Source organism: Streptomyces sp. NPDC001220, from assembly GCF_053597895.1.
In genome coordinates this window covers 226,191-249,722 of record NZ_JBSFJE010000013.1, presented here as the reverse complement: position 1 = coordinate 249,722, position 23,532 = coordinate 226,191, and the positions used below count along the sequence as shown (strand labels likewise).

Annotated in this window: 17 protein-coding genes; 6 read left to right on the top strand and 11 right to left on the bottom strand. The window is 74.6% G+C overall.

Annotation, left to right across the window (positions count from 1 at the left end; translation table 11 throughout):
* Nucleotides 1–4: 4 nt before the first annotated feature.
* The 4 genes from ACWDGI_RS29820 to ACWDGI_RS29805 form a co-directional block, all read right to left on the bottom strand.
* Nucleotides 5–1,168: an ATP-binding protein gene (locus ACWDGI_RS29820; RefSeq protein ID WP_450764184.1), complete on the bottom strand. Its 1,164-nt coding sequence runs from the start codon at nucleotides 1,166–1,168 to the stop codon at nucleotides 5–7.
* A 76-nt stretch (nucleotides 1,169–1,244) separates the two neighbouring features.
* Nucleotides 1,245–6,194 (bottom strand): hypothetical protein, encoded by a 4,950-nt coding sequence (locus ACWDGI_RS29815; protein ID WP_450764182.1) that lies wholly within the window; start codon nucleotides 6,192–6,194, stop codon nucleotides 1,245–1,247.
* Entirely contained in the window at nucleotides 6,191–7,045 is an 855-nt protein-coding gene (locus ACWDGI_RS29810) for a DUF4132 domain-containing protein (protein ID WP_450764181.1), read from the bottom strand. The genes ACWDGI_RS29815 and ACWDGI_RS29810 overlap by 4 nt, the downstream gene beginning before the upstream one ends.
* A gap of 212 nt (nucleotides 7,046–7,257) precedes the next feature.
* A complete protein-coding gene (locus ACWDGI_RS29805; RefSeq protein ID WP_450764179.1) occupies nucleotides 7,258–7,650 on the bottom strand; it encodes a DUF5997 family protein in 393 nt (130 codons plus the stop codon).
* 350 nt (nucleotides 7,651–8,000) lie between these two features.
* Here ACWDGI_RS29805 and ACWDGI_RS29800 point away from each other — a divergent pair, with 350 nt between their 5' ends.
* Both ACWDGI_RS29800 and ACWDGI_RS29795 read left to right on the top strand, forming a co-directional pair.
* Entirely contained in the window at nucleotides 8,001–8,780 is a 780-nt protein-coding gene (locus ACWDGI_RS29800) for a LysR family substrate-binding domain-containing protein (RefSeq protein ID WP_450764177.1), read from the top strand.
* Between the two features lie 219 nt (nucleotides 8,781–8,999).
* Nucleotides 9,000–10,031, top strand: a complete 1,032-nt coding sequence (locus ACWDGI_RS29795; RefSeq protein WP_450764175.1) for a methyltransferase — start codon at nucleotides 9,000–9,002, stop codon at nucleotides 10,029–10,031.
* 52 nt (nucleotides 10,032–10,083) lie between these two features.
* Here the strand turns inward: ACWDGI_RS29795 and ACWDGI_RS29790 are convergent, their stop codons facing one another.
* Nucleotides 10,084–11,526, bottom strand: coding sequence for an MFS transporter (locus ACWDGI_RS29790; RefSeq protein WP_450764173.1), 1,443 nt, complete (start codon nucleotides 11,524–11,526; stop codon nucleotides 10,084–10,086).
* A gap of 154 nt (nucleotides 11,527–11,680) precedes the next feature.
* Nucleotides 11,681–12,157 carry an Lrp/AsnC family transcriptional regulator gene (locus ACWDGI_RS29785; protein ID WP_450764171.1) on the bottom strand — a complete coding sequence of 159 codons (477 nt, stop codon included), beginning with the start codon at nucleotides 12,155–12,157 and terminating at the stop codon, nucleotides 11,681–11,683.
* Nucleotides 12,158–12,395: 238 nt separating this feature from the next.
* Here ACWDGI_RS29785 and ACWDGI_RS29780 point away from each other — a divergent pair, with 238 nt between their 5' ends.
* Both ACWDGI_RS29780 and ACWDGI_RS29775 read left to right on the top strand, forming a co-directional pair.
* A complete protein-coding gene (locus ACWDGI_RS29780) occupies nucleotides 12,396–13,883 on the top strand; it encodes an FUSC family protein (protein WP_450764365.1) in 1,488 nt (495 codons plus the stop codon).
* A 119-nt stretch (nucleotides 13,884–14,002) separates the two neighbouring features.
* Nucleotides 14,003–15,034 carry a lactonase family protein gene (locus ACWDGI_RS29775; RefSeq protein ID WP_450764169.1) on the top strand — a complete coding sequence of 344 codons (1,032 nt, stop codon included), beginning with the start codon at nucleotides 14,003–14,005 and terminating at the stop codon, nucleotides 15,032–15,034.
* A gap of 155 nt (nucleotides 15,035–15,189) precedes the next feature.
* On the opposite strand, the gene ACWDGI_RS29770 is transcribed toward ACWDGI_RS29775, so the two are convergent.
* From ACWDGI_RS29770 to ACWDGI_RS29760, 3 genes are all read right to left on the bottom strand, one after another.
* The gene (locus tag ACWDGI_RS29770) at nucleotides 15,190–16,116 is read right to left on the bottom strand and encodes a sirohydrochlorin chelatase (protein ID WP_450764167.1); all 927 of its coding nucleotides are present in this window, start codon (nucleotides 16,114–16,116) and stop codon (nucleotides 15,190–15,192) included.
* Between the two features lie 142 nt (nucleotides 16,117–16,258).
* Nucleotides 16,259–17,188 carry an N-acetylglucosamine kinase gene (locus ACWDGI_RS29765; RefSeq protein WP_450764363.1) on the bottom strand — a complete coding sequence of 310 codons (930 nt, stop codon included), beginning with the start codon at nucleotides 17,186–17,188 and terminating at the stop codon, nucleotides 16,259–16,261.
* Between the two features lie 107 nt (nucleotides 17,189–17,295).
* On the bottom strand, nucleotides 17,296–17,973 hold the full coding sequence (locus ACWDGI_RS29760) for a uracil-DNA glycosylase (protein ID WP_450764165.1): 678 nt from the start codon (nucleotides 17,971–17,973) through the stop codon (nucleotides 17,296–17,298).
* A 295-nt stretch (nucleotides 17,974–18,268) separates the two neighbouring features.
* Here ACWDGI_RS29760 and ACWDGI_RS29755 point away from each other — a divergent pair, with 295 nt between their 5' ends.
* The gene (locus ACWDGI_RS29755) at nucleotides 18,269–18,862 is read left to right on the top strand and encodes an Rv1733c family protein (protein ID WP_450764163.1); all 594 of its coding nucleotides are present in this window, start codon (nucleotides 18,269–18,271) and stop codon (nucleotides 18,860–18,862) included.
* Nucleotides 18,863–18,889: 27 nt separating this feature from the next.
* On the opposite strand, the gene ACWDGI_RS29750 is transcribed toward ACWDGI_RS29755, so the two are convergent.
* Both ACWDGI_RS29750 and ACWDGI_RS29745 read right to left on the bottom strand, forming a co-directional pair.
* Entirely contained in the window at nucleotides 18,890–20,869 is a 1,980-nt protein-coding gene (locus tag ACWDGI_RS29750; protein WP_450764162.1) for a HEAT repeat domain-containing protein, read from the bottom strand.
* Between the two features lie 128 nt (nucleotides 20,870–20,997).
* On the bottom strand, nucleotides 20,998–22,659 hold the full coding sequence (locus tag ACWDGI_RS29745) for an acyl-CoA dehydrogenase family protein (RefSeq protein WP_450764160.1): 1,662 nt from the start codon (nucleotides 22,657–22,659) through the stop codon (nucleotides 20,998–21,000).
* Nucleotides 22,660–22,730: 71 nt separating this feature from the next.
* Between ACWDGI_RS29745 and ACWDGI_RS29740 the strand changes: the two genes are divergently transcribed.
* Nucleotides 22,731–23,486 (top strand): PaaX family transcriptional regulator C-terminal domain-containing protein, encoded by a 756-nt coding sequence (locus ACWDGI_RS29740; protein ID WP_450764158.1) that lies wholly within the window; start codon nucleotides 22,731–22,733, stop codon nucleotides 23,484–23,486.
* The last annotated feature ends 46 nt before the right edge of the window (nucleotides 23,487–23,532 follow it).

The window sequence follows — 23,532 nt, the reverse complement described above, 5'->3', positions numbered from 1 at the left end:
GAGGTCACGCCTCCAGGACCGTGCGCAGGTCCCACAGGGTGCGCCAGGTCGCCGAGCCCTGTTCGGCGCGCCGCCGTACCGGGCCGTCCCAGTAGCCGCGCAGCCGGGCCGCGTCGGCGGGATCGTCCTTGCGCACGACGCCCAGGAGATGACCCGGGAGCAGGCCGAGGACGTCGCGGTCCCCGGGGAAGTAGGCCGCGGCCAGGGCCAGCGCGCCCGCCACCGACACCGCCTCCGCCGTGCTCATCACCGTGGACGGACGTTCCACCTCCCAGCCCTCCGCCGACCGTCCCTCACGCAGATCCCGGAACGCCGTGACCAGTGCCTCGAGCACCGCGTCGTCGACCTGGAAGGGCGCTCCGGCCCGCTCCACGGACGCCCGCGCCTGGCCGCGTACCAGCGCGGTCTCGGCGTCCAGGTCCGGAATCGGGCCCACGGTCTCGAAGTTGAAGCGGCGCTTGAGCGCGGCGGACATCTCCGAGACGCCCTTGTCCCGCAGGTTGGCCGTGGCGATGAGCGTGAAGCCGGGCGCGGCATGCGCCAACGCGTCTTCCGTGCCCGCCAGTTCGGGCACCGCGATGCGCCGCTCGGACAGCAGCGACACCAGGGAGTCCTGGACCTCGGGAAGGCAGCGGGTCACCTCCTCCACCCGTGCGACGGCGCCCCGGGACATCGCGGTGAGCACCGGGGAGGGGACGAGCGCCTGCCTGCTGGGACCCTGGGCGAGCAACAGGGCGTAGTTCCAGCCGTACCTGAGCTGGTCCTCGGTCGTGCCCGCCGTACCCTGCACGACCAGCCCGCTGGTGCCGCACACGGCGGCCGACAGCAGTTCGGACAGCATCGACTTGGCGGTACCGGGCTCGCCTACCAGCAGCAGACCCCGCTCACCCGCGAGTGTCACCACACAGCGCTCGACCAGGGCCCGGTCGCCGACGAACTTGTCCTCCACGACCAGCCGGCGCGGCACCCCCGCCGGCGCCTGGGCGTCGTCGGGCAGCCGCAGCGCCTGGCCGCCGCTGCCCATGACGAAGGTGACGACGGCGCGGGGCGTGAGCCGCCAGGCGGGCGGGCGCGGCCCGGCGTCGTACGCGGCGAGGAAGGCCAGTTCGGTGGCGTACCGTTCCTCGGGCGGCACGATCTGGCGGAGCGGAGCGGCACTGGCGGTCATCGGTGGTCGTCCTTCGCGGTGGTACGGATGGTGGTGCCGGCGGCGGTGCGGGTGCGGGCGGTGGCGCGGTGCGGGGTCATCGGCGGCGGCCGCCGCGGGTCGCTCGCGTGGTCAGCTGCTCGTACGCGGGCGCGTCCCCGGCCCGCACGCGCTCCCAGGCGCGGGCGAACAGCTCCGGCACCGGGACCAGCGGCACGGTGCGTTCGCCGTCGGAGACCGGGTAGAGCGCTTCCTTCCAGGTCTCCACCGGCAGGGCCGGGGCCTTGAGGTCGCGCCAGCCGCCGGGCAGGAAGAGGGTGCGGCCGGCTCGTGGGCGCTTGGCCTCGACCACCAGAGCGCTCGCCGTCAGTTCGGCGCGTGCCTTCTTCGTCCGGGCGGGCTTCCAGCCGGTCCAGCGCGCGCAGTTGCGGTCGGTCGGATCGGGCAGCGCCAGCAACTGGAGGTAGAGCGCCGCCGCGTCCTCACCCAGTCCGTGGGCCGAAGCGACCTCGGCGACCAGGGCGGGCACGCTGACCGTGGGGTCCTGGGCGTACCCCGCGGGTCCCTCGGCCGCGAGGGCGCGGTCCAGGTCACCGCCGAGGATCGTCTGCACGGCGCGCAACGAGGTGGTACGCCCCTCGCCGAGCAGGCCCGCCAGGAGCCCGAAGACGGAGTCGTCCGGTCCGCTCAGCGTGGCCGGCCGGATCATGACGTGCTCCGTGTCCGAGTACCAGGGGCGCAGCACCAGCGTGGCGCCGGCCCGGGTCAGTCCGTCGGCGTCGGCGCCGCCGGACTCGGGCAGGCCGAAGACCTTGCGCAGCTGGACGGAGGCCGGGCCGCCCTTCTCCGTCCAGTCCAGGCCCAGTTCGAGCAGCAGCTCGGGGTCGGCCAGGCGACGGCGCAGCGCGGTGAGTCCGTCCGTCAGCCCGGCCCGCAGCGGATGCCCGTACGGCAGCAGGTACGCGAGCGCCGCCAGGCTCTCCACGGCCCCGGCCAGCGCATACGAACCGGGTACCGCCGACGGGTCGGCGGGCGCCAGGTCGCCGTCCTTGCCGGGCCGGAACACCGTGGTACGGGTGAGCCACGGGGTACGCGCGGGGTTGAGCACGGCCTCGGCATGACGGACGCCCATGCCGGCCAGCTCGGTGCTGAGGTCCTCCGGCAGACGCACCAGGGTGCCGAGGCGCTCGGTCCAGAGCCGCGCCGCGGACGCTGTGTCGGGGCCGCTCGTCCACAGCTCGGCCGGGTCGTCCGGCAGCAGCGCGCCGAGGAGCGCCCGCTGCTCGTCGAGGCCCAGGGAGTTCAGCAGCTCGGCCCCGAAGCCGCGCTGACGAGGCTTGAGACCGACGGTGGCGAGGCCCTCGGCACCGGGTGACTGCGGATGGCCGGCCAGCAGCACGGTGGCCTGGAGCGGACCGAGCCCGTCGTGCGTCGCGGCCACCAGTGCCTCGGGAGCGCCGGGCCGCCAGGGTGCGGCGCCCTTCTCGCGGACCAGCCGGGTCAGGGCCGCGAGCCGGTCCGCCGGAATCCCGCCGGCATGCCGGGTCTCCCGGACCAGCGTGAAGTGCCCGACGGCACCGAACGCCCCGGACGGATCGTGGTCCAGAGCCAGCCACTCGACCTGGCCCAGCCGGGCGTCCACGCTCTGGCAGCCGAGTATCACCACCGTACGGCCGTCCCGGCGCAGCACCTGGCCCGTCCGCTGCTGCTTGTCGTGCGGCTCGCTCAGCACCACCTCGCGCAGCGTGGTCCCGAGCCCGGGGAGCGGTCCCTCGGCCAGCGCCTCGAACAGCAGGAGCAGCGGCTCGCGCTGGACGTCGGTGAGGGCCGGGGAAGCGGCGCGATAGGCGAGCGGCCGCAGCGCGCCCAGGACGGCCGGCCAGATCGCGCCGATGCCGGGGACGGTGTGCTCATCACTCAGCCAGCCGTCGCCGACGGCGTCGAGCCGCTCGGGTCTTGGCAGCGGCTTGCCGTCGGCGGGCCTGCCGGACAGCACGTGGTTCACCGAGCGGATCTGACGCAGCGCGGCCCAGCCGCTCTGCCACGCGTTCTGCAGGGACACGACTCCGGCGACGGCGTCGTGCAGCGTCCGGTCCCCGCCATGTTCCGGGGAGTAGTCCGCGAACATGCCCTCGGTCCGCTGCCGGGGCTGTCGCGGCCGCTCCTTCGGGGGCGTGGCCAGGGACGCGGCCGACTCGGCGACCCGCAGCGCCGCCCGGACCAGGGAGGCGACACCGGTCAGCAGCCGCCGGTCGGTGAGTCCGGGCAGGGACCGTGCCACCGCGGTCAGGGCGACGTCGTCGGCGGCCGGCACCGCGGCCCTCGCCCCGTCGTCCTGCCCGGCCCGGGCCAGCGCCTGCCGGCGCTCGTCCAGCGCCGTCGCCGTCGCCGCCATCAGCGCACCGGCCGCCTCGTCGGTCAGGGCACGCAGCACGCCCGAGCCCTGCTCGTCGCGGGGGCGCAGCGCGTGCCAGAACGCGACCGGCGGCACCAGCCGGGTACCGGCCGCGTACGCCCCGCCGGACTCGCCGAAGGACACCCGCCCGAGCTCGGTGCCGTCGCCCGCGTGCAGGGCGACGCTCTGGTACGTCTGCGTGGCGATCGGCTCCGCCCCGCCCGGCAGCCGCAGCGCGCCCAGCGGCACCCCGGGAACCCGGCCGTTGCGGGCCGCCCGCAGGGTCGCCGTCCGACCGTCCGGCGTGCCGGCGACGGTCCGGGCCTCGGCGCCCTCGCCCTCCGTGCGCACCCAGCGCCCCAGGACCGTGCCGTCGGTACCGAACGGGCTGTGCTCAAGACCGGGCTGCAACGGCAGCACCTCGCAGGAACCGTGCAGCAGCGAGGCGTCCTCGCGGACCGCCGACGCCAGCAGCGCCGGCAGCGAGGCACGTCCGTGCTCACCGGTCGCCGGGTCGTACTCCAGCCACACCGACTGCCGCCCTTGCCTGCCCTGACGCCAGTAGGTGGTGCCGTCGCCCAGCACCGGGCGGCTCGGCGGCAGGACCGTGTCCCCGGCGTGCAGGGTGCGGCCGCCCGTGGCCCGGCCGCCACCGGGCAGCGGCACCGAGGCGTTGGCCGCGTCCATGCCGGACCACCAGCCGGGCACCTGCTCACCGCCGAGCGCGAACACCTCGGACGGGCGGTTCGACCAGTAGCCGTGCTGCTTCGAGCCGTCCCGCCACAGCACCAGCAACTCGCCGTCGACGTAACGGAACCGGGGCCGCTGCCAGCGGTCCAGGTCCGTCGGCAGCCGCAGGTCGTGCGTGAGCAGCACCCCCTCGGGGCCGACCACGATCGCCTTGTGACCGCGCGCCAGGATCAGTGCGGGCCATGCCTCGGTCACCGACAGCGCGTTGTCCTGGTTGTTGCGCACCTCGGAGTCGAGCAGTCGCAGCGCCTCCTCCAGCGCGGGCCAGCCCAGTTCGTCGAGGATTCCGGCGCGGAGCGTACGGCCGAGGACCGGGACGACGTCGTACCCGCTGAGCCGGCCGACGGCGAGCGGGCTCTCCTGCACCACCGTCCGGAAGGGGCGCAGCCGCTCCAGCCTGGAGCCGGCGCCGGGCAGTCCGGTCGCGGCGGCGAACTCCGAGGTCGCCTCCTGCAGCCACTCGCGCAGCACGTCGCCGAGGACCGGATGCGCGGCCACCCTGGGGAGATCCGCGGGCCCCTGACCCCGCCCGAGCTCTTCGACGGCCTCGAACAGCATGGCCCGGTAACGGGATTCGGCTGCCAGCGCCTTCAGATCCCGCTGCCCGGGCCGCTCGTCGCGCAACCAGATGCTCAGCGGCAGATGAACCTGCACGTCCGCGTCCGGAACGGCGGGCGCGACGCCCTCCGCCACGCACAGGTCCAGCAGATCGAGGTCGGCGCCGGCCTGCCAGCGGCCGGTGAAGAGGTCCACGGGCCGTCCGGACGCCCGCAGCCGGGGCGCCATCCGCTCGACCAGCGCCAGCGTCGCGGGGGAACGGCGCGAGTACGCGGCCCCGTGCTTGCGGTGCTGGGCCCAGCGGCTCAGCCAGTCCGCCGCGTCCACGTCCCCGCCGTCGTCGGTGAGCAGCAGGTCCGCCCCGCACTCCGCAAGCAGCGCCAGCCAGAACTCGTCGTCCGCCACCTCCCGGCCCAGCCCGGCCGGCATGATCTCCAGCAGCCGCACCCGGATCTCCGGACGCTCCTCGGCGAGGACCGGCAGCACACTGCGGTAGGCGTTCCAGAAGGAGGCCGGCGCCCGTACGGCCGCCGGGGAGGCGAGCAGGTCGGCGACCAGGGCACACTCCTCGGTGACCCGGGCAAGACCCGCTGCCTTGATCAGCCCGCGCGCGTCCTGCGGCAGCGAGGCGTAAGGGGGCATCCCGGCCGCGCAGCGCTCCACCGTCAGCTGCCGGAACTGCGCCCAGGCGGTGGCCGGTTCGAGCCGCCGGGCGAGGTCCTTCACGTACTCCTTGAGCGCCTTGACCGTGAGCGCCCCGGCGAAGGCGAACTCCAGGAACACCGCGCGCTGCCGCTCCTCGTCCACGGCCAGGGCGTGCACCCGCTCCGCCTCGCGGGCCTTGCCGAAGAAGGCCGCCGCGTAGGTGGTGTTCTCGTGCTGGAGGAAGACCCGCGCGGCCTGCTCGTAGAAGGTCGGCAGGAAGTGCGGGACCGCCCGGCCGAGCCGCTCGCCGAGTGCCTCGAAGCCCTCCTTCGCATTGCCCGGCTTGGACTTGGCCTGCCGGGCCAGCCGCTCGACGTCCTTGACCAGGGCGAGGGCGTGATGGCCGTTGGCCGGGTCGTGGACCAGCGCCCAGGCGGGGAAGCCCAGGGTCTCCCGGCGCACCTGGCCGACTTCGGGCGTCTCGGGGGCCCGGGCGAGGCCGAGGAACTCCAGGGCCAGGTCCTCGGCCTCGCCGAGGGTGCCCGGCACCAGGCGCACCACCGGGCGGTCCTCCAGGGCGGGGTGGGTGTAGGTGCGGGCCGTCAGGACGTCGGCGTCCTCGCGCCGGGTGGTGCCCGACGGCAGGATCGCGCCGGCGTCGAGCAGCGTGGCCGTGGTGGTGTCGTCGTACGTGGTCATGCCGCCCGCTCCTCGTCCTCGATGTCCCGTCCGGCGTACAGTGCCGCCGCCATGCGCATGCCCTCCGACCAGGCGACCGGGCCGACCTGACCCAGCTTCAGCGCCCGGCCCGCCGGATCGGTCCACACCAGCGGACCGGTCTCGGTCTCGTAGTAGGCGTCGAAGTCGCCGACCCAGACCCGGGCCTCGATCCCGCGGCCCTCCTCCAGCACGGAGCACACCGCATGGCCGCCGCGCACCCGGTACCCCAACTGCGTGGCCCTGCCGTGCAGGAAGCGCAGCTCCTTGAACACCCCGCCCGCGTACTCCTCGACCTGGGCGGCGTCCGCGTCCAGGGTGGCCGGGCGGTGCCAGACCTCACGGAAGAGCTGCTGGGCCTTCTGCTCGACGCCCAGCTCGACGGCGAACTCCCGCAGCTCCTCAAGGTCTTCGAGGAGCACCGGGTGCGGCAGCCGGACCAGGTCGGGGGCGATGCGCACGGTGTCGCCGTCGAGATCCACCAGGCCGAGCCCGCGCTCGGCGTCGGCGTCCCGCAGGAAGCCGGCGACCTCGCCGTCGGCGCCGGTGACCACGAGGTCGCGCAGCGCGGCCTGCCAGGCCGGGTCCGGCCAGACCCGGGTGAGGACCTCCAGCGGCACCGACAGCGAACGGGTCAACCACCGTTCCACATCGGTCAGACACTGCCGCTCGTGCCGCTCCAGCCACTCGGTGAGCTGCCGCAGTCCCACCACCGCCGGATCGTCCGCGAGTTTCGCGGGCACGGACTTCAGCCGCCGTCCCGCCGCGTTGCGGCAGACCACCTTCCCGTCGTCCAGGGCCACTTCGTAGTCCCCGGCCGTCACCCACCCCATGCGTGCCTCCCCGCACCGCAGTGATCAAGTGATGGCGACTGTAGGGGAGACCACTGACAACGCCCTCCACGGTCCCCGGCGACGGCGGAGAACCGCCCCTCATCAGGGGTGACAGGGGCCGCCGGGAGGCGTGAGGCGGGATACCGGAACGGCCCCGGTCCAGGCGGAGACGCCTGGACCAGGGCCGTGCGGAAGTCGGTCGGGGGAGGACGTCAGCCCTGCCCCGCCTCCTTCTCACGCTTCAGGTTCTTCAGCCGTGCGCCCTCCTTGCGGACCTCCGCCTGGGTGGCGCGCTCCTTCGCCAGCCACTCGGGCAGCTCGCGCTTGAGCTCCTCGATCTGCTCGGTGGTGAGCGGCTCGGTGACCCCGCCGCGGGCCAGCCCCGCGATGGACACGCCCAGCCGCTCCGCGACCACCGGACGCGGGTGCGGCCCGTTGGCCCGCAGTTCGCGCAGCCACTCGGGCGGGTCGGCCTGGAGTTCGGTCAGCTCGGCGCGCGAGACGACGCCCTCCTGGAAAGCGGCGGGCGTGGCGGGCAGGTACACACCCAGCTTCTTCGCCGCGGTCGCGGGCTTCATCGTCTGGGTGGTCTGGTGCGAACTCATGAGGTCAAGGGTATCGGCCGGGTAGGAAGGCGCCGACCACGGCCGACGCGGGGCCCGCCGACCACGGCCGACGCGGGGCCCGCCGACCACGGCCGACGCGGGGCCCGCCGGCCACGGCCGACCTGGGCCGCGCCGGCCACGGCTGACGCGAGGGCGCCAGCACCGTCGATGCGGGGCCGACGTCTCCGGCCGATGCGGGGCTGCCGCCCCCGGCCGATGCGGGGCTGCCGTCTCCGGCCGATGCGGGGCCGCCGTCTCCGGCCGATGCGGGGCTGCCGCCCCCGGCCGATGCGGGGCTGCCGTCTCCGGCCGATGCGGGGCTGCCGTCTCCGGCCGGTTAACCTGGCCAGGTGACAGGCTCGGAGGAAACACCGTCGTTCCGGCTCGCGTACGTCCCGGGCGTGACGCCCGCCAAATGGGTACGGATCTGGCAGGAGCGGCTGCCCGACATCCCCCTCAGCCTCCACCAGGTCACGGCCGCCGAGGCGTCCGACATGCTGCGCGCGGGGGACGCGGACGCGGGCTTCGTACGGCTCCCGGTGGACCGTACGTTCTTCAGCGCGATCCCCCTCTACACCGAGGCCTCGGTGGTCGTCGTACCCAAGGACCATGTGATCACGGCGGCCGAGGAGGTCACCGTCGCCGACCTCGCCGACGAGGTCCTCTTCCACCCCCTGGACGACGTCTTCGACTGGGACGCGCCACCCGGCGAGCCCGCCTTCGAACGCCCGGCCACCACCGAGGACGCCGTCGAACTGGTCGCCGCCGGCGTCGGCCTGCTGGTCGTCCCGCAGTCGCTGGCCCGGCTGCACCACCGCCGGGACCTCACCTACCGGACGCTCACCGACGCCCCCCAGTCGACCGTCGCCCTGTCCTGGCCCGAGGAGGCCACCACGGACCTGGTCGAGGACTTCATCGGCATCGTCCGCGGCCGCACGGTCAACAGCACGCGCGGCCGCCAGGCCGAACAGGCGCCGCAGGGATCCCAGGGCGGGCGGACGCAGCCGAAACGCCCACAGAAGGCGACCGCGGCGGGCCGCGGCGCGCAGGGCCGGTCCGGGACCGGCGGAGCCAAGCGCACCCAGTCCGCCAAGCCCGCGAAACGCGGAAAGCCCCGCCGCCGGTCATGAGTCACGGATAGGCCGGTCACGTGTCGCCGGTCGGCCGGTCACCAGCCCGCGGGCCTCGGGCGCAGGGCTAGGGCGATACGCCGTACGGGATCCGTCGGGGCCGGGCTTCGTGACCGCTCCCGGTCTGCTCCCGCGCGCCCCGATCACCCTCCCCGATCCAGGGCCCCCGCGATGTCACGATGCCTCCGGACATCCCGGAGATCAGCGCTGGAGGCGCCCGTGAGCCCCGAAGTAGCCCCGGACGAAGCCGTCGACCCCCGTACGTCGTCCGCGTTCCTCGTCAACGAATCGCTCGGCTACCTGTTCCCGGCCGCCCTGCGCGCCGCCGCGGTCGTCGGGGTGGCCGACCATCTGGCCGACGGCCCCCGTACCCCGGCCGAACTGGCCGCGGCCACCGGTACCGACGCGCGGAGCCTCTACCGGGTGCTCCGGCTGCTCGCCACGCGCGGCGTCTTCGAGGAGGACGCCGGCGGCCGCTTCCGGCTCACCTCCGCCGGTGACACCCTGCGCAGCGACGCACCCTGCTCGGCACGCTCGGCCGTCCTGATGAACACCGACCGCAGCATGTGGCTGCCGACCGCCGACCTGAGCCGCTGTGTCAGCGAGGGCACATCCGCGTTCGAGCCCCTCTTCGGGCTGCCGTTCTGGGACTACTTCGCGCAGGACGAGGACACCGCGGACGTCTTCCACTGCGGTATGGCCGCGATGTCCGACGCCGAGAACGAGCCCATCGCCACCGCCTGCGACTTCCCGCCCGGCGGAACGGTCGTGGACGTGGGCGGCGGCCACGGCGGATTCCTGCTGACGGTCCTCGACCACCACCCCGGTCTGCACGGCGTGCTGTACGACCGGCCGCACGTCCTGGCCGGGCACCGCCTGGACACACCCGGGACCGTGGGGCGCTGGAGCACCGAGTCCGGCGACTTCTTCACCGCCGTACCCAAGGGCGACGTCCTCGTGCTCAAGCGGATCCTGCACGACTGGGAGGACGAGCAGTGTGTGGCCCTCCTCGACCGCTGCCGTGCCGCGCTGGCGCCGGGCGGCCGGGTCCTGGTGGTGGACGCGGTGGTTCCGCCGGGCAACGCACCCCATCAGGCCAAGGCGCTCGACCTGCTGCTGATGGCGGCCCTGGTCGGCCGGGAACGCACCGCACCGGAGTTCGCCAAGCTGTTCGAGTCCGCCGGTCTGAAGCTGTCGAGGATCGTGCCGACCCCGACCGTGCTCTCGGTGCTGGAGGCGGTGGCCGCCTAGGAGATCCCGAGGCGGTGCCGCTCAGGAGATCCCGGCCCGGAACACCCTGGGCTCAGTCGTCCTCCGGCACCCGCGACCGCTCGCGCATGTCGGCGGTCGCCAGGCACAGCGCCACCAGGATCAGTCCGACGGACGTGAGCAGGCCCAGCTGGAGCGCCTCGGTGGCCGGGCCGCCGTTCGCGAGGTGGGCGAAGTACACGGAGCCCACCACGGCGATCCCGGCCGCCGAGCCGACGCGCTGGCCGGTCTGCAGCACCCCGCCGGCCGCGCCGGCCCGCTTCACCGGGACGCGGGTGAGCGTGAGCGTCGTGTTGGGGGAGACCGTGAGACCGGAGCCGATCCCGCCGACGATCATCGGCACCGCCGCGGCCCACCCCAGGTCCTCCAACGGCACCAGCCACGCCACCGCGGCGATCCCGAGCAGTCCCACCGCCACCCCGCTGAGGCCGATGACGACCAGTTTGCGCCCGTGCCGCACCACCATCCGGCCCCCGAGGGCGGCACCGACCGCCGAGGAGACCGCGAACGGCAGCACCGTGAGTCCGGAGGCCAGCGCGCTGTATCCGGCGGCGTTCTGCAGGAACAGGGCGAGGACGAAGAAGACCGTGGTGAAGCCCGCGAAGTAGCTCAGGCTGATCAGCGCGCCGAGGGTGAAGGACCGCAGCGAGAACAGCTCCAGATCGACCAGGGGTGCCCGTCCGAGCCGTCCCTGCCGCCGTTCCCACACCCAGAACAGGCCCAGCAGCACTCCGCCCACCGGCAGCAGCGCCCACTTCAGCCGCCCGGTCCACTGCTGCTCCTGCACCAGCGGCAGCATCAGCGCGAGCACCCCGGCGCCGAGGAGCACCACCCCGACGGGGTCGAACTCCTCCCGTCGGCCGGGCGAGGCGGGGAACCGGGGCAGCAGCCGCAGTCCGGCGGCGAACGCGGCCACCCCGATCGGCAGGTTGACGAAGAACACCCAGCGCCAGCCGTCGCCGGTACCGACCGCGTCGATGATCAGGCCGCCCGCCAGCGGACCGACCGCCGTCGAGACGCCGATGACACTGCCGAGCAGCCCGAAGGCCCTGGCCCGTTCGGCGCCCTGGAACATCTGCTGGATCAGCCCCGAGGTCTGCGGGGCCACCGTGCCCGCCGCCGCGCCCTGGATCAGCCGGCACGCCACCAGCCAGTCGGGGCTCGCGGCGAGGCCGCAGGCCGCCGACGCCACCGTGAACGCGGCCAGCCCGAGGAGGAAGGCCTGGCGCCGGCCGCGCATGTCGCCGAGCCGGCCGGCCGGTACGAGCGCCAGCCCGAAGGTCAGGGCGTAGCCGGAGACCACCCAGGACTGGGCGGCCTCGGTCGCGCCGAGCCCGTGCTCGATCGAGGGCAGTGCCACGTTCACGATGGAGGTGTCGAGCAGCGAGATGAAGCCGGCCGCCAGACACACCCCGAGCGCCCGCCACCGCCGGTCCTCGGTGGCCGGTCGCTGCGGCTTTGCCCAGGTCGTGGTCATGCCGCCACGCTATGCAGTCACCACAGACGTCGCACGACCGGCGGAGCGAACGGCTGGCGGTACAGGTCCGTCAGGGTGACCCTCGGCGGGCGCCCGCCGGCGATGAGCGTGCGGCCCTGCGGGCGTTCTCGTGGGGTGCGCTTCGCCCAGGCCGTTACGCCCGTGCCGTCCGGCCGATCGACTCCACGAGGGGCAGCAGGCGGAACGGGACGCGTTCGCGCAGGGCCACCTCCGTGCGGGTGCGTACCACTCCCGGCAGGCTGATCAGTTTCTGGATCACGTCCTCCAGGTGCGCGTTGTCCCGCGCCACCACCCGGGTCAGCAGGTCCCCGCCGCCCGTGATCGAGAACGCCTCCACGATCTCCGGCACGGCGGCCAGCGCGTCCCCCACGTCGTCGAGGTGGCCCTGGGTGACCTCGATGTGCACGAAGGCCAGCACCGGGTGGCCGAGGGCGGCGGGGGAGAGGGAGGGGCCGCTGCCGGTGATCACACCGTCCCGCTCCAGCCGGTCCAGGCGGGCCTGGAGGGTGCCGCGGGCGACACCGAGGATCCGGGCGTACTCGCGCACGCTGGTGCGCGGCTGCTCCAGCAGCAGGCGCAGGATGCGGGTGTCGAGCTCGTCCACGGTCATGGAGCGCGACTGTACCAATGGCTCACAGCCGGTCCGCGCCGAGCTGGGCCATTGGTGCCCCCAGTGGCCGGACTCGTGGGCTGGGAGTGGGCCGATGGCTCAGTCACATCGGGAACACTTGAGCCGATCGCCCCGGCGATGCTCTCATGGGGGTGTCGATGGCGCTGCGGATCCCCGCGGCGCCATTTCTGTGCCGTCCACGCGGCGCCATTCGGTGCGGTCCATGGGAGGGAAAGCAGTGCTGAAGAGGGTGTTCACGGCTCCGGACCCGGGGCGGGTGCGGCTGCGCTTCGCCGCCCGGGCCGTACTGGGCATCGGCCTCGCCGTCGTGCTCTGCGGGGCGGCCGGGCACTCCCTCACGGGCGCCGTCACCGGCGGGCTCGCCGCGCTGCTCACCCTGTTCACGGTCGCCGACGCCACCGTGCGCGGGCAGGCCGTCACCACGGCGCTGCTGCCCGCCGTGGGCCTCCCCGTGCTGGCCGCCGCGGCCGGACTGCACGACGTGCCCGTCGCGCGGGACCTGGTCTTCCTCGCCGTGGTCGGCGCGGGCGTGTACGCGCGCCGTTGGGGGCCGCGGGGCCACAGCCTCGGCGTGTTCGCCTTCATGACCTACTTCGTGGCCCAGTTCCTGCACGCCACGCCCGGACAGCTGCCCGAGCTGTACGCCGCCGTGCTGCTCTCCGTGCTCGGCGCGGCCGCCGTCCGCTTCGGCCTGTGGTGCTACGAGCGCCGCCTGCCCCCGGTGCCGGTACCCGCCCCGCCCGCCGGCAGCGGCCTGGCCCGGGTGACCACCCGGCAGGCGGTCCAGGCCACCGCGGGCGCGGGTTTCGCGCTGGTCGTCGGCCAGGCGGTGTCGGGCCAGCGCTGGTACTGGGCGGTCGGCGCCACCTGGTGGATCTTCGTCAACACCGCCTCGCGCGGCGAGACCCTGGTCCGGGGCTTCCGCCGGGTCCTCGGCACCGTCCTCGGCATCGCGCTCGGCCTGCTCGTCGCCGTCCCCGTGCACGGCGCGCCCGTCCCCACCGCCGTGCTGGTCGCGGTCGCCGTCTTCGGCATCTTCTACTCGGCCGCCGTCTCCTACACCTGGATGATGCTCTGGGTGACCTTGCTCGCCGAGCTCCTCTACGGCCTCCTCGGCGTCCTCACCCCCGGCCTGCTGGCGCTCCGGCTCACCGAGACCGCGGTGGGCGCCGTCGGCGCCGGGCTCGCCGTGCTGTTCGTGCTGCCGGTCACCACCCACCTCATCACCGACGCCTGGATCCAGCGCGCCCTGCGCTGTGTCCACGCCTGCACGGCCGAGGCCGCCGCCCGGCTCGCCGGGTCCGCCATCGCCGACCCGGCACCCCGGGTGGCCGAACTGGAGCAGCTGCTCGGCCGGGTACGGCTCTCGGTCGCGCCCCTCGTCCATCCGCTCACCCCGATGCCCGGCCGCAGGCGCCGCGCCCGCCGCGTCCTCGCCCTGCTGGACGACTGCGCTCGGGAGATCCGTGGCCTGGTCGCGGTCGCCGCCGACCCCGAGGCCTCCCACGACGCCCGGCTGGCCGCCGCCTGCTGGCGGGTCGAGGCGGCCGTGGAGGCGCTCACCCTGGGCTCCGCACACAGCACCGGCCCGGCCGAACCGCCCACCGAGCCCGCCCTGGCCCATCTGCACGGCCTGGAGCGCGCACTGGCCGAACTCGCCGAGCCGTTGCGCGCCCCCTCGGGCTCACCCCTGGTCGGCGCCTGAGACGCGCCGCCCCGGACATCTTGGTCTAGACCGCAAACTGCTACCGTCGGCCCGGGACTGGCTCGTACTGACTCGTACCGGCTCGTGGCGAGAACCGAGAAGACCGAGAGGGGACACCGGTGGCAGAGGGCGGCAGGCGGCGGAGGGCGTTCATCGGATCGTTCACGGCGGCGGGCGGGCCGGGGGTCGTCACGGCGGCGGTCCATCCGCACAGCGGTGCCCTGGCCCTCCTGGAGGGCGTCGACGGCGTCCCCGACCCGTCGTTCCTGGCGCTCGCACCCGGCGGCCACACCCTGTACGCGGTCAGCGAGACCGCCGACGGCGCGGTGGCCGCGTACCACGTCCACGACGACAAGCCACGGCTCGCCGGACCGCCGGTCCCGGTCGACGCCAGCGGCCCCACCCACCTCAGCGTCTTCGACGGTCACGTCCTGACCGCCAACTACGGCTCCGGCAGTGTCAGCGCCGTCCCCGTCCGCCCCGACGGCACCCTCGCCGGCGCCGCCTCCGGAGTGCTCCGGCACACCGGCTCGGGCCCGCACGAGCGCCGTCAGCGCGGCCCGCACGCCCACCAGGTGCAGCCGGACCCCAGCGGCCGCTGGGCGGTCAGCGTCGACCTCGGCACCGACTCGGTCCGGGTCTGCACCCTGAACGAGGGCACCCTCGCCGTCCACCGCGAGTTCGCCCTGCGCCCCGGCTCCGGCCCACGCCACCTGGCCTTCCACCCCGGCGGCCGGTACGCCTACGTGGTCAACGAACTCACCCCGACCGTCACGGTCTGCCGCTGGGACGCCGGTACCGGCGCCCTGAAGCCGCTGGCCGAGACCCCGGTACTGCCCGGCGCCCCGGCCGGCGACGCCTATCCGTCCGGCATCGTCGTATCGCCCGACGGCCGCTTCGTCTGGACGGCGACCCGGGGCGAGGACGTCCTGACGACGTTCGCCGTCGACGGGGACCAACTCCACCTGACGGCCACGGTCCCGTGCGGCGGCCACTGGCCCCGGGACCTCACCGAATCCGGGGGTTTCCTCTACTCGGCCAACGAACGGTCCGGGGACATCACCTGGTTCACCGTCGACCAGGAGACGGGCGTACCACGCTACGACGGCTCGGTGGAACTCCCGGCGGCGTCCTGCGTGATCTTCGACTGAGCCCGGCCGGACGGCGCCCCGTAAGGGGCGCGCGGCTCCGCCGGGTGGGCGCCCTCGGACCCCACCGGGCGGCCGGTCGAAGACCCGCCGCGCCACTCCCGAAACGGCAGACGGGTCCCTTCCGGGAAGGGACCCGTCGAGGCACACACGTCAACTCAGCGAACGGGCGCACCCTGCGGCTGCTGCGGAGCGATCCCCAGCGCCGTCGTGTACTTGGCCAGCGCCAGCTTGCCGATCGCCGGGTACGGACCCAGCGGCTCGGCCGTGGCGCACCCCGCCTCCTCGGCGGCCGCCGTCAGCAGGCCCCCGTCGATCTCGGGACCGATCAGATACGGCGCCAGCGCCAGCTGCTGCGAACCCGACGCCCGCAGCTGCTCGGCGATGGAGGAGATCGAACCCTCCTGGTCCAGCGCCGCTGCCATCACCGGCACGGCCAGGCGCGCGGCGAGCAGCATGCCGGTGATCCCGGCGGCCTGCACGGCCTCCTCGCCGCCCACGGAGGCGAGGATGATGCCGTCGGCGGCCGTGGCCACGGTGAACAGGCGGGCGCGGTCGGCGCGGGCCAGACCGGCCTCCGAGAGACGCACGTGCAGCGCCTCCGCGAGCAGCGGGTGCGGGCCGAGGACGTCGGTCAGATCGGCGGCGACCCGGCTCTCCATGACGGCCTGGCGGACCTGGCGCAGCAGCGCGCTGTCCGGGCCGGCCAGCAGCGGCACGACCACCGCGACCGGGCCGTCGGGCATCTTGACGCCCTCGACACCGGCGGCGACGGCCTGCTCGTAGCGGGCGGCGCGCTCCTCGGCGCCGCGGGCGAGCACGGACTGGAGGGTGGGGAACTCCGCGTCGTCCCCGTCCAGGTACCCGATCCGGGCGTCCAGGCCGGGCAGCTCGGAGCGGGCGATGCTCACGACCTCCTCGGCGAGGGAGCGCGTGACCGCGCTGGGCGTACCCGGCACCGCGAGGACGAGCGCGGGCGCGTCCTCGGGAGCCACCAGCGGCTCGGGTCGGCGGTGCCGCCCGGGCTGGCGAGGTCGCGGCATTCGTACTGGCAGGCCGGACGCGGGCCCAGTGGGGGAGCTCATGGCGACGCATGTTACTGGCTTATTGGGCTCCCCTGTTCGGGGAGGGTGCAGGTGAGCGGTATCCGTCCGGTTTTGTCTGATGAGTTACGCATGATTCGGAGGTGATCCCGTCAGGTGTCGGACACTTCGTGTCGCAGTGGGATCAATCCCTTTTTGTATGTACTACGGAGAGCAGCTTTTCATCACCCGGCAGAGTGAGCCGTCCGGTGACCAGGTCACTCGCGACGCGTACCGCTCCGTGCAGCGGACCGCCCTCCGCCGGAACCCGCCGGGCCCTCGGCAGCAGCCTCGCCAACTCCTCGGCCAGCGGCACCAGAAGCGGGTCGCCCAGTTCGGACAGGCCGCCGGTGAGGGCGACTCGGGGCGCACCGGCCGTCGGGCAGACGGCGGCTGCCGACTCCGCCATGTGCCGGGCCGCCGCGCGCAGGATCCCGGCGGCGACCGGGTCGTGGGCGGCGCAGTCGGCGACCAGCGGGGCGAAGGAGGCCAGTACGGCGGGCCGGTCGGCGCGCGGATAGAGCTGCCCGGGCAGCCCGGCCGGCGGCCCGAACCGCTCCTCGGCGCACGCCAGCAGCGCCGCCGAGCCGCCGTCCCGCCCGTCGAAGGCGCGCAGCGCCGCCTCCAGGCCCGCCCGGCCGATCCAGGCGCCACCGCCGCAGTCGCCCAGCAGATGCCCCCAGCCGTCCGCCCGGCGCCACCCGGCCAGATCCGTGCCGATCGCGATCAGCCCCGTACCGGCGGCGATCACCGCGCCCGGGTGGGGGCCCAGGGCGCCGACGTACGCCGTCACCGCGTCGGCGGCCAGGGCGACCGTCCGCACACCGAGTTCACGGGCCAGCGCGTCCGGCAGGTCGGCGCGCAGGGCGTCCCCGAGACTGGCCAGTCCGGCGGCGCCGACGACCGCCGTCGGCACCCCGTCCAGGCCGTACTCGCCGATCAGCGCCCGTGCCATGGGCAGGAGTTGCTCCAGCAGATGCCCGGGGTCGAGGCCTCGCGCGCCCGTCCGCACCGGCTCCCGGGACTCCCGCGGCACCGACGGTTCCCGCCCCGGTACACCTACGACGGCTCGCAGCCCGGAACCGCCGGAGTCGACGGCGAGAAAGCCGGATCCGAGGCCCTCGGTGCCCCCGGAACCGACGGCGCGGCCCTGGACGCCGGGGACCCTGCCGCCGCCTGCGCTCACGGCAGACGCCAGTCCACCGGCTGTCCCCCCTGCTGGATCAGCAGGTCGTTGGCCCGGCTGAACGGGCGGGAGCCGAAGAAACCGCGGTCCGCCGACATGGGCGAGGGGTGCGCGGACTCCACCGCCGGCAACTGGCCCAGCAGCGGACGGAGGTTGCGCGCGTCGCGGCCCCACAGGACGGACACCAGCGGCTTGCCACGCCCGGCCAGTGCCCGGATCGCCTGCTCGGTGACCTCCTCCCAGCCCTTGCCCCGGTGCGCGGCCGGACTGCGTGGAGCCGTCGTGAGCGCCCTGTTGAGCAGCAGGACGCCCTGCCGGGTCCAGGGGGTGAGGTCGCCGTTGGACGGCTGGGGCAGCCCCAGGTCGGTGTTCAGCTCGCGGAAGATGTTGATCAGGCTGCCCGGCAGCGGGCGTACCTCGGGCGCGACCGAGAACGACAGGCCCACCGCGTGCCCCGGGGTGGGGTACGGGTCCTGGCCGACGATCAGGACGCGAACGTCGTCGAAGGGCTGCTGGAAGGCCCGCAGGACGTTCGGCCCGGCCGGGAGGTAGGTGCGTCCCGCGGCGATCTCCGTGCGCAGGAAGTCGCCCATCGCGGCGATCTTCCCGGCCACGGGTTCCAGGGCCTTCGCCCAGCCCGGTTCGACGATTTCATGCAAGGGTCGTGGTGCCACGGCGTCACCCTACTGCCGTACACAGGTCGGTGATCAAGCCGCGGTCGCGGGACGACCGAGGATGACCGGACCGTCGGCTCGTATGACAGAAACCGCGGCCTCCGGACCCTTCGCCGGCACAGGTCGCGGCGGCCGTGCCGGCCCGGCCGAACAAGGTGCCGGGACTCGTTCCGGGAGACGCCTGCGCGAGCGGGCTCAGTCGTGCGACCGTCGACTCGGAGGTTCGCCGTGAGCAACGGGGCGGCCTCTCCCGTATGGGAGGGCGGTCCGGGCTGTCCGTGCGCGCGTGAGGAGGATGCCTTTGAAGGCGTTCCGTGGTCCGAAGGTCTGGTTGTGGCGCTGGCGGAGCAACCCGCTGAAGCGGCGCGCCGACACACTGGAGGCCTGGGTGCTGCTCGGCGCCTGGCTGTTCACCTTGCTGGCCGGGGTGCTCGGCGGGCTCGCGGCGGCCCGGTCGGTCGAGGACGGTCTGGCCCGTGAGCGCGCCGAATGGCACCCGGTCGTGGCCCATGTCATGGACAAGGCCCCAGGAAATTCCGGGCCGAAGTCCGAGTCCTCCGGCGGCGAACGGGTCTGGGCAAGGGTGGGCTGGACCGTCGACGACGGCTCCGCGCACACCGGCCAGGCCCGGGTCCCGGCCGGCAGCAAGGTCGGCACCCCGGTCACCGTCTGGACGGATCTCCAGGGGCATCTGGTCACGCGGCCCGCCACCGCGTCCGAGGCGCATTTCCGGTCCGTGCTGATCGGTGCTCTGGTCGGGCTGAGCTCGGCCGCCGTCCCCTTCGTCGCCGGGCTCGTGGTGCGCGGCCGGCTGGAGCGGCGGCGGATGGACCGCTGGGACGCGGAGTGGTCGCGGCTCGGGCCGCAGTGGGGCCGGACGATCGGCTGAGCCGGCGCCCGCTCCGGGGCTTCGGGGTCACTGACTCGCCAGCGCCGTACGGCAGTTGGCGAGCAGTCGCTCGTCCCGGGCGATGTCGTGGCTGCCGTACCCGCCCGGCCGGGCCGTGTGCCGTCGGCCGGTGGCGAGTTCGGCCGTCAGCAGGTCGCGCAGCGGTGCGCCCGCCGGGCCCATCTCCGCCAGGCACTCGGCGATCGCACCGCGGGCGTACGGATTCTCCGCCCAGGCGGCCCGCAGCACCGGCAGCACCGGATCCGGATCCCCGTCGATCCGCCACCAGGCCTGCGCCGCCGCGGTCCGTTCCCACACCCGGCCCGATGCCGCCAGCACGCGCAGCGCGGGCAGCGCGTCGCGGGCGGCGGCCCCGAGCCGCCCCAGCTGCTCGGCCGCCGTCCGGGTGCTACGGCCGTGACCGTGCGTCAACTCCCGCAGCAGCACAGGGAGTACGGCGCCGGCGTCGCCCTCCGCCGCCCACAGGGCCCCCGCCGCCAGGGCCGCGTGCCCGGTGTCGAGGAGCCCGCGCAGGACCGGCGTCGCCGCCCGGGCCGCCGTACCCAGGGCGTCGAGTGCGCGCACCGCCTGCCCTGCCAGGGCCTCCCGCGCCCCGAGTCCGTCCGGCGCGCCGCGCAGCAGCCGCAGCACCTCGGGCACCGCTGCCGGATCCCTGAGGGCGGTGAGCGCCGCCAACAGCGGAGCGGCCAGTTCGGCGGCCTCGGGGGAGTCCAGCGGGACCTGGCCGAGCCGGTGCCGCAGCGCGGGGGCGAGCGGAGCCGCGGCCGGGCCCAGCCGGACCACCTCGAAGCCCAGCCCGGCGGGAGCCGCCGGGCCCGCCAGCAACTGGGCCAGGACCGGGACCGCGCGCGGATCGCCGCTTCTGGCCAGCGCCTTGAGCGGTCCGCCCAGCGAGGGTCTGCCGCGCTCCCAGGTGTGCACCCACAGGTCGGGCCGCGCGATCACCAGGGCGTGCAGTTCGTCGGCGGCGGGCGCGGCCAGCCCGAACAGCTCCGCGAGCACCGAGACGGCCGCGTCGCGCAACTGGTCTTCCTGGCAGCCCAGTTGGGCGCCGATCAACGAGACGGGCGCGCTGAAGTCCGCCCGCCACTCCCGGAACAGCCCCGCCGACATCCGCACCGCGTTGCAGCGGTCCATCGCGTCCGGACTGCCCAACTGGCCCACCAGCAGAGCGATCCGGTCGGCCACCCGGTCGGCCAGCGCCCGGTGGAGGGTACGCAGCAGATACGAACCCTCCTCGTCCGACGGCCGCAGCCGCCGTATCCGGCCGACCAGCGTGTCCGGCTCCATCCGGTCCGGATGTGCGGCGCGCCGCCCGGACCGCTCCCGGAGCAGCCGGACCGCCGTCGGCACCAGGCCGGCGGGCAGCCGCTCCGGCGCACCGAGGGCCAGCTGGCCGAGCGCGGCGAGCCGCATCCCCGCAGAGTGCGGCGGCCGGCTCTGCGCGACCAGCAGCTCCACCGCCCCGGCCGCGTCGGCGGGATGGCGCCGTACGAACAGGCCGAGGGCCGCGGTCAGGGTGGGCAGCACCTGTTCGTCGCGCTCCACCGTGATCCGCCGGCGCAGCAGCTCCAGCACCCGCACGGGTTCGTCCAGGAACCGGACCAGCGCGGCCGTGGCCGCCCGCCGTACCCCGGGGCACGGGTCGTCGGCCAGCGGCACGAAGGCCTCGGCCCCCGCGCGCACCGCGGCCTGGGCCGGCGGGCCGGCGCCCTCCGCCCCGATGCTGACCAGCAGTTCGACTATGGCGCCCCGGTCCGGCACCTCCGCGCGGGAAGCGAGCGCGAAGAGGAACGGGACGCAGGCGAGCGTCGAGTCGTACACGTTCCCCTGGTGGTGCACCGAGCCGTACATCCCGTCGAGCGCGACCTCTCGTTCGGCCGCGTCCGGCGAGGCCAGTGCGCGCAGCAGGCCGGGCACGTCCTCCGCGCTGCCGTACGCGTGCCGCAGCGAGGCCCAGTCGACCTCGTCGATCCCCGTGAACACGTTGTCCTCCCCGGGCGAGTACCACCTGCTCAGGAGTCTGCACCACGGCACTGACAACAATGCGGAATCGGACGACGACTGTGTGCGATCCGTCGGCGGTCGCCGGGCGACGACCCTCCGTGGAGGGGTCAGTCCCCGCCAGGCAGCGCCCGCTCCAGGATCGCGTCGAGCCCGGCTCCGGCGGGCAGCGTGCCGAACGCGTACCCCCAGTCGCCGCCGAGCCGGGACGCGCAGAAGGCGTCCGCGACGGCGGCCGGAGCGTAGCGGACCAGCAGGGAGGCCTGGAGCGCGAGCGCCATCCGCTCGACCAGCCGGCGGGCGCCCGCCTGATCGGTTTCCGCCAATTCCGTCTTCAGCCGGGTCACGGTGGCGTCCAGCCGGGCGTCCGCCCCGCGCGCGCGGGCGAGTTCCCCGAACAGGGCGTCGGCGGCGCCGGGTTCACGGGCGAGCGCCCGCAGCACGTCGAGCGCGTTGACGTTGCCGGAGCCCTCCCAGATCGACAGCAGGGGTGCCTCGCGGTAGTGGCGGGGCATACCGGAGTCCTCGACGTAGCCGTTGCCGCCGAGGCACTCCAGGGCCTCCGCGGTGAAGGCGGGGCCGCGCTTGGTGACCCAGTACTTGCCGACGGCCGTCGCGATCCGCCGGAAGGCCCGCTCCTGCTCGTCGCCGCGCACCGCGCGGTCGGCGGCGCCGGCCAGCCGCAGCGTGAGCGTGGTCGCGGCCTCCGACTCCAGCGCCAGGTCGGCCAGGACGTTGCGCATCAGCGGCTGGTCGACGAGCCGGGCGCCGAACGCGCTGCGGTGGCGCACATGATGACCGGCCTCCACGAGCGTCTTGCGCATCAGGGTCGCCGAGTTCATCACACAGTCCAGCCGGGTGCAGTTGACCATCTCGATGATGGTCTTCACACCCCGCCCCTCGGGCCCGACGAGCCAGGCCACGGTTCCGTCGAACTCCGGCTCGGAGGACGCGTTCGACCGGTTGCCGAGCTTGTCCTTGAGCCGCTGGACGCGGAACGTGTTGCGGCTGCCGTCGGGCAGCACGCGCGGCACGAGGAAGCACGACAGCCCGCCCGGTGCCTGGGCCAGCACCAGGAAGACGTCGCACATCGGCGCCGAAGTGAACCACTTGTGCCCGCGCAGGGTGTAGACGCCCGGCTCGGTGGTGGGCGTGGCGGCCGTGGTGTTGGTCCGGACGTCCGAACCGCCCTGCTTCTCGGTCATCCCCATGCCGGCGAGCAGGCCCGGCTTCTCGGTCGGCACCCGTAGCTCCGGGTCGTACTCCCGGCTGGTCAGCAGCGGTTCGTACACCTTGGCCAGCTCGGGTGTGGCGCGCAGCGCGGGGACCGCCGCATAGGTCATCGAGGTGGGGCAGCCGTGGCCGGATTCGGTGTGGCCCCACACCAGCCCGCCGGCCGTCCGCGCGACATGGGCGCCCGGCCGGTCGTCCGCCCAGGCCGCCCCCGCCAGCCCCTCGGCCACGGCCGTCCGCATCAGGTGGTGCCAGCTGGGGTGGAAGTCGACCTCGTCGATCCGGTTGCCGTACCGGTCGTGGCTGCGCAGCTCCGGCTCGTGCCGGTTGGCCAGCTCGCCCCACTCCTGGGCCTCCGCGCTCCCGGCTCGCGCCCCGAGCTGCCGGATCCCCTGCTCGGCCCACTCGGCGCCCTCCCGGCGCAGCCCCTCCAGGAGGGCCGCATCGTCGGAGGCGTCGTACGGGGCGAGCGGCGGTGGCTGGTTGGTGACGTCGTGAGTGGCGTACTGCGGCTGCGGAAGCGCGGCGGTCGAGTCCATGGATCCATGTTGCACTCCCGCTACGACTGTAGCAATGATGCAATAACAAGCCGCACGTACAGTACGTGACCATGCGCATGAACGTGTCCGCCGAGCCCGCCGGCGTCGACCTTCGGCCGTTGTCCGCCCGGTCGGTCGTGCTGAGCCTGCTGCTGGGCACGCATCCGCCGCGGCTGCCCGTGAAGGACCTGCTCCGCCTCGTGGAGCCGTTCGGGGTCGGCGGCTCCGCACTCCGGGCCGCGCTCAGCCGGATGACGGCGGCCGGTGACCTGCGCCGCACCGACGACGCCGTCTACGGCCTCAGCGACCGGCTCCTGGCCCGCCAGCGGCGTCAGGACGAGGCGGTACGGCCCCGCACGCGCGCGTGGGACGGCGACTGGGAAATGCTGATCATCACGACCACGGGCCGCGGCCCCGCCGAACGCGCGGACCTGCGCAACCGGCTGACCGCCCTGCGCCTGGCCGAACTCCGCGAGGGCGTCTGGCTGCGCCCGGCGAACCTCACCAGACCCCTCCCCGACGAGGTGCTGGCGATCGCCGAGCCCTGCACGGCCCGTCCCTCCCGCCCCGCCCCCGAACTGGCCGCGCACCTCTGGCCGTTGACCGCCTGGTCCGACACCGCCCGCGCCTTGCTGACCCGCGCGGCCGAATCCCCTCGTCCCCCCGACCGCCTGACGCTCTTCGCCGCGGTCGTACGTCACTTGCTGACGGACCCCGTCCTGCCGCCGGAACTCCTGCCCGCCGACTGGCCGGGCGACCGACTGCGCACCGCCTACGCGGCCTACCGTGCGGAACTGGGCGAGCCGGCGGGGGATCCGGCCGGCTGACGCCACCGGACGCCGGATCGGCCGGTGAAGAGCCCCGGGTTCCGGG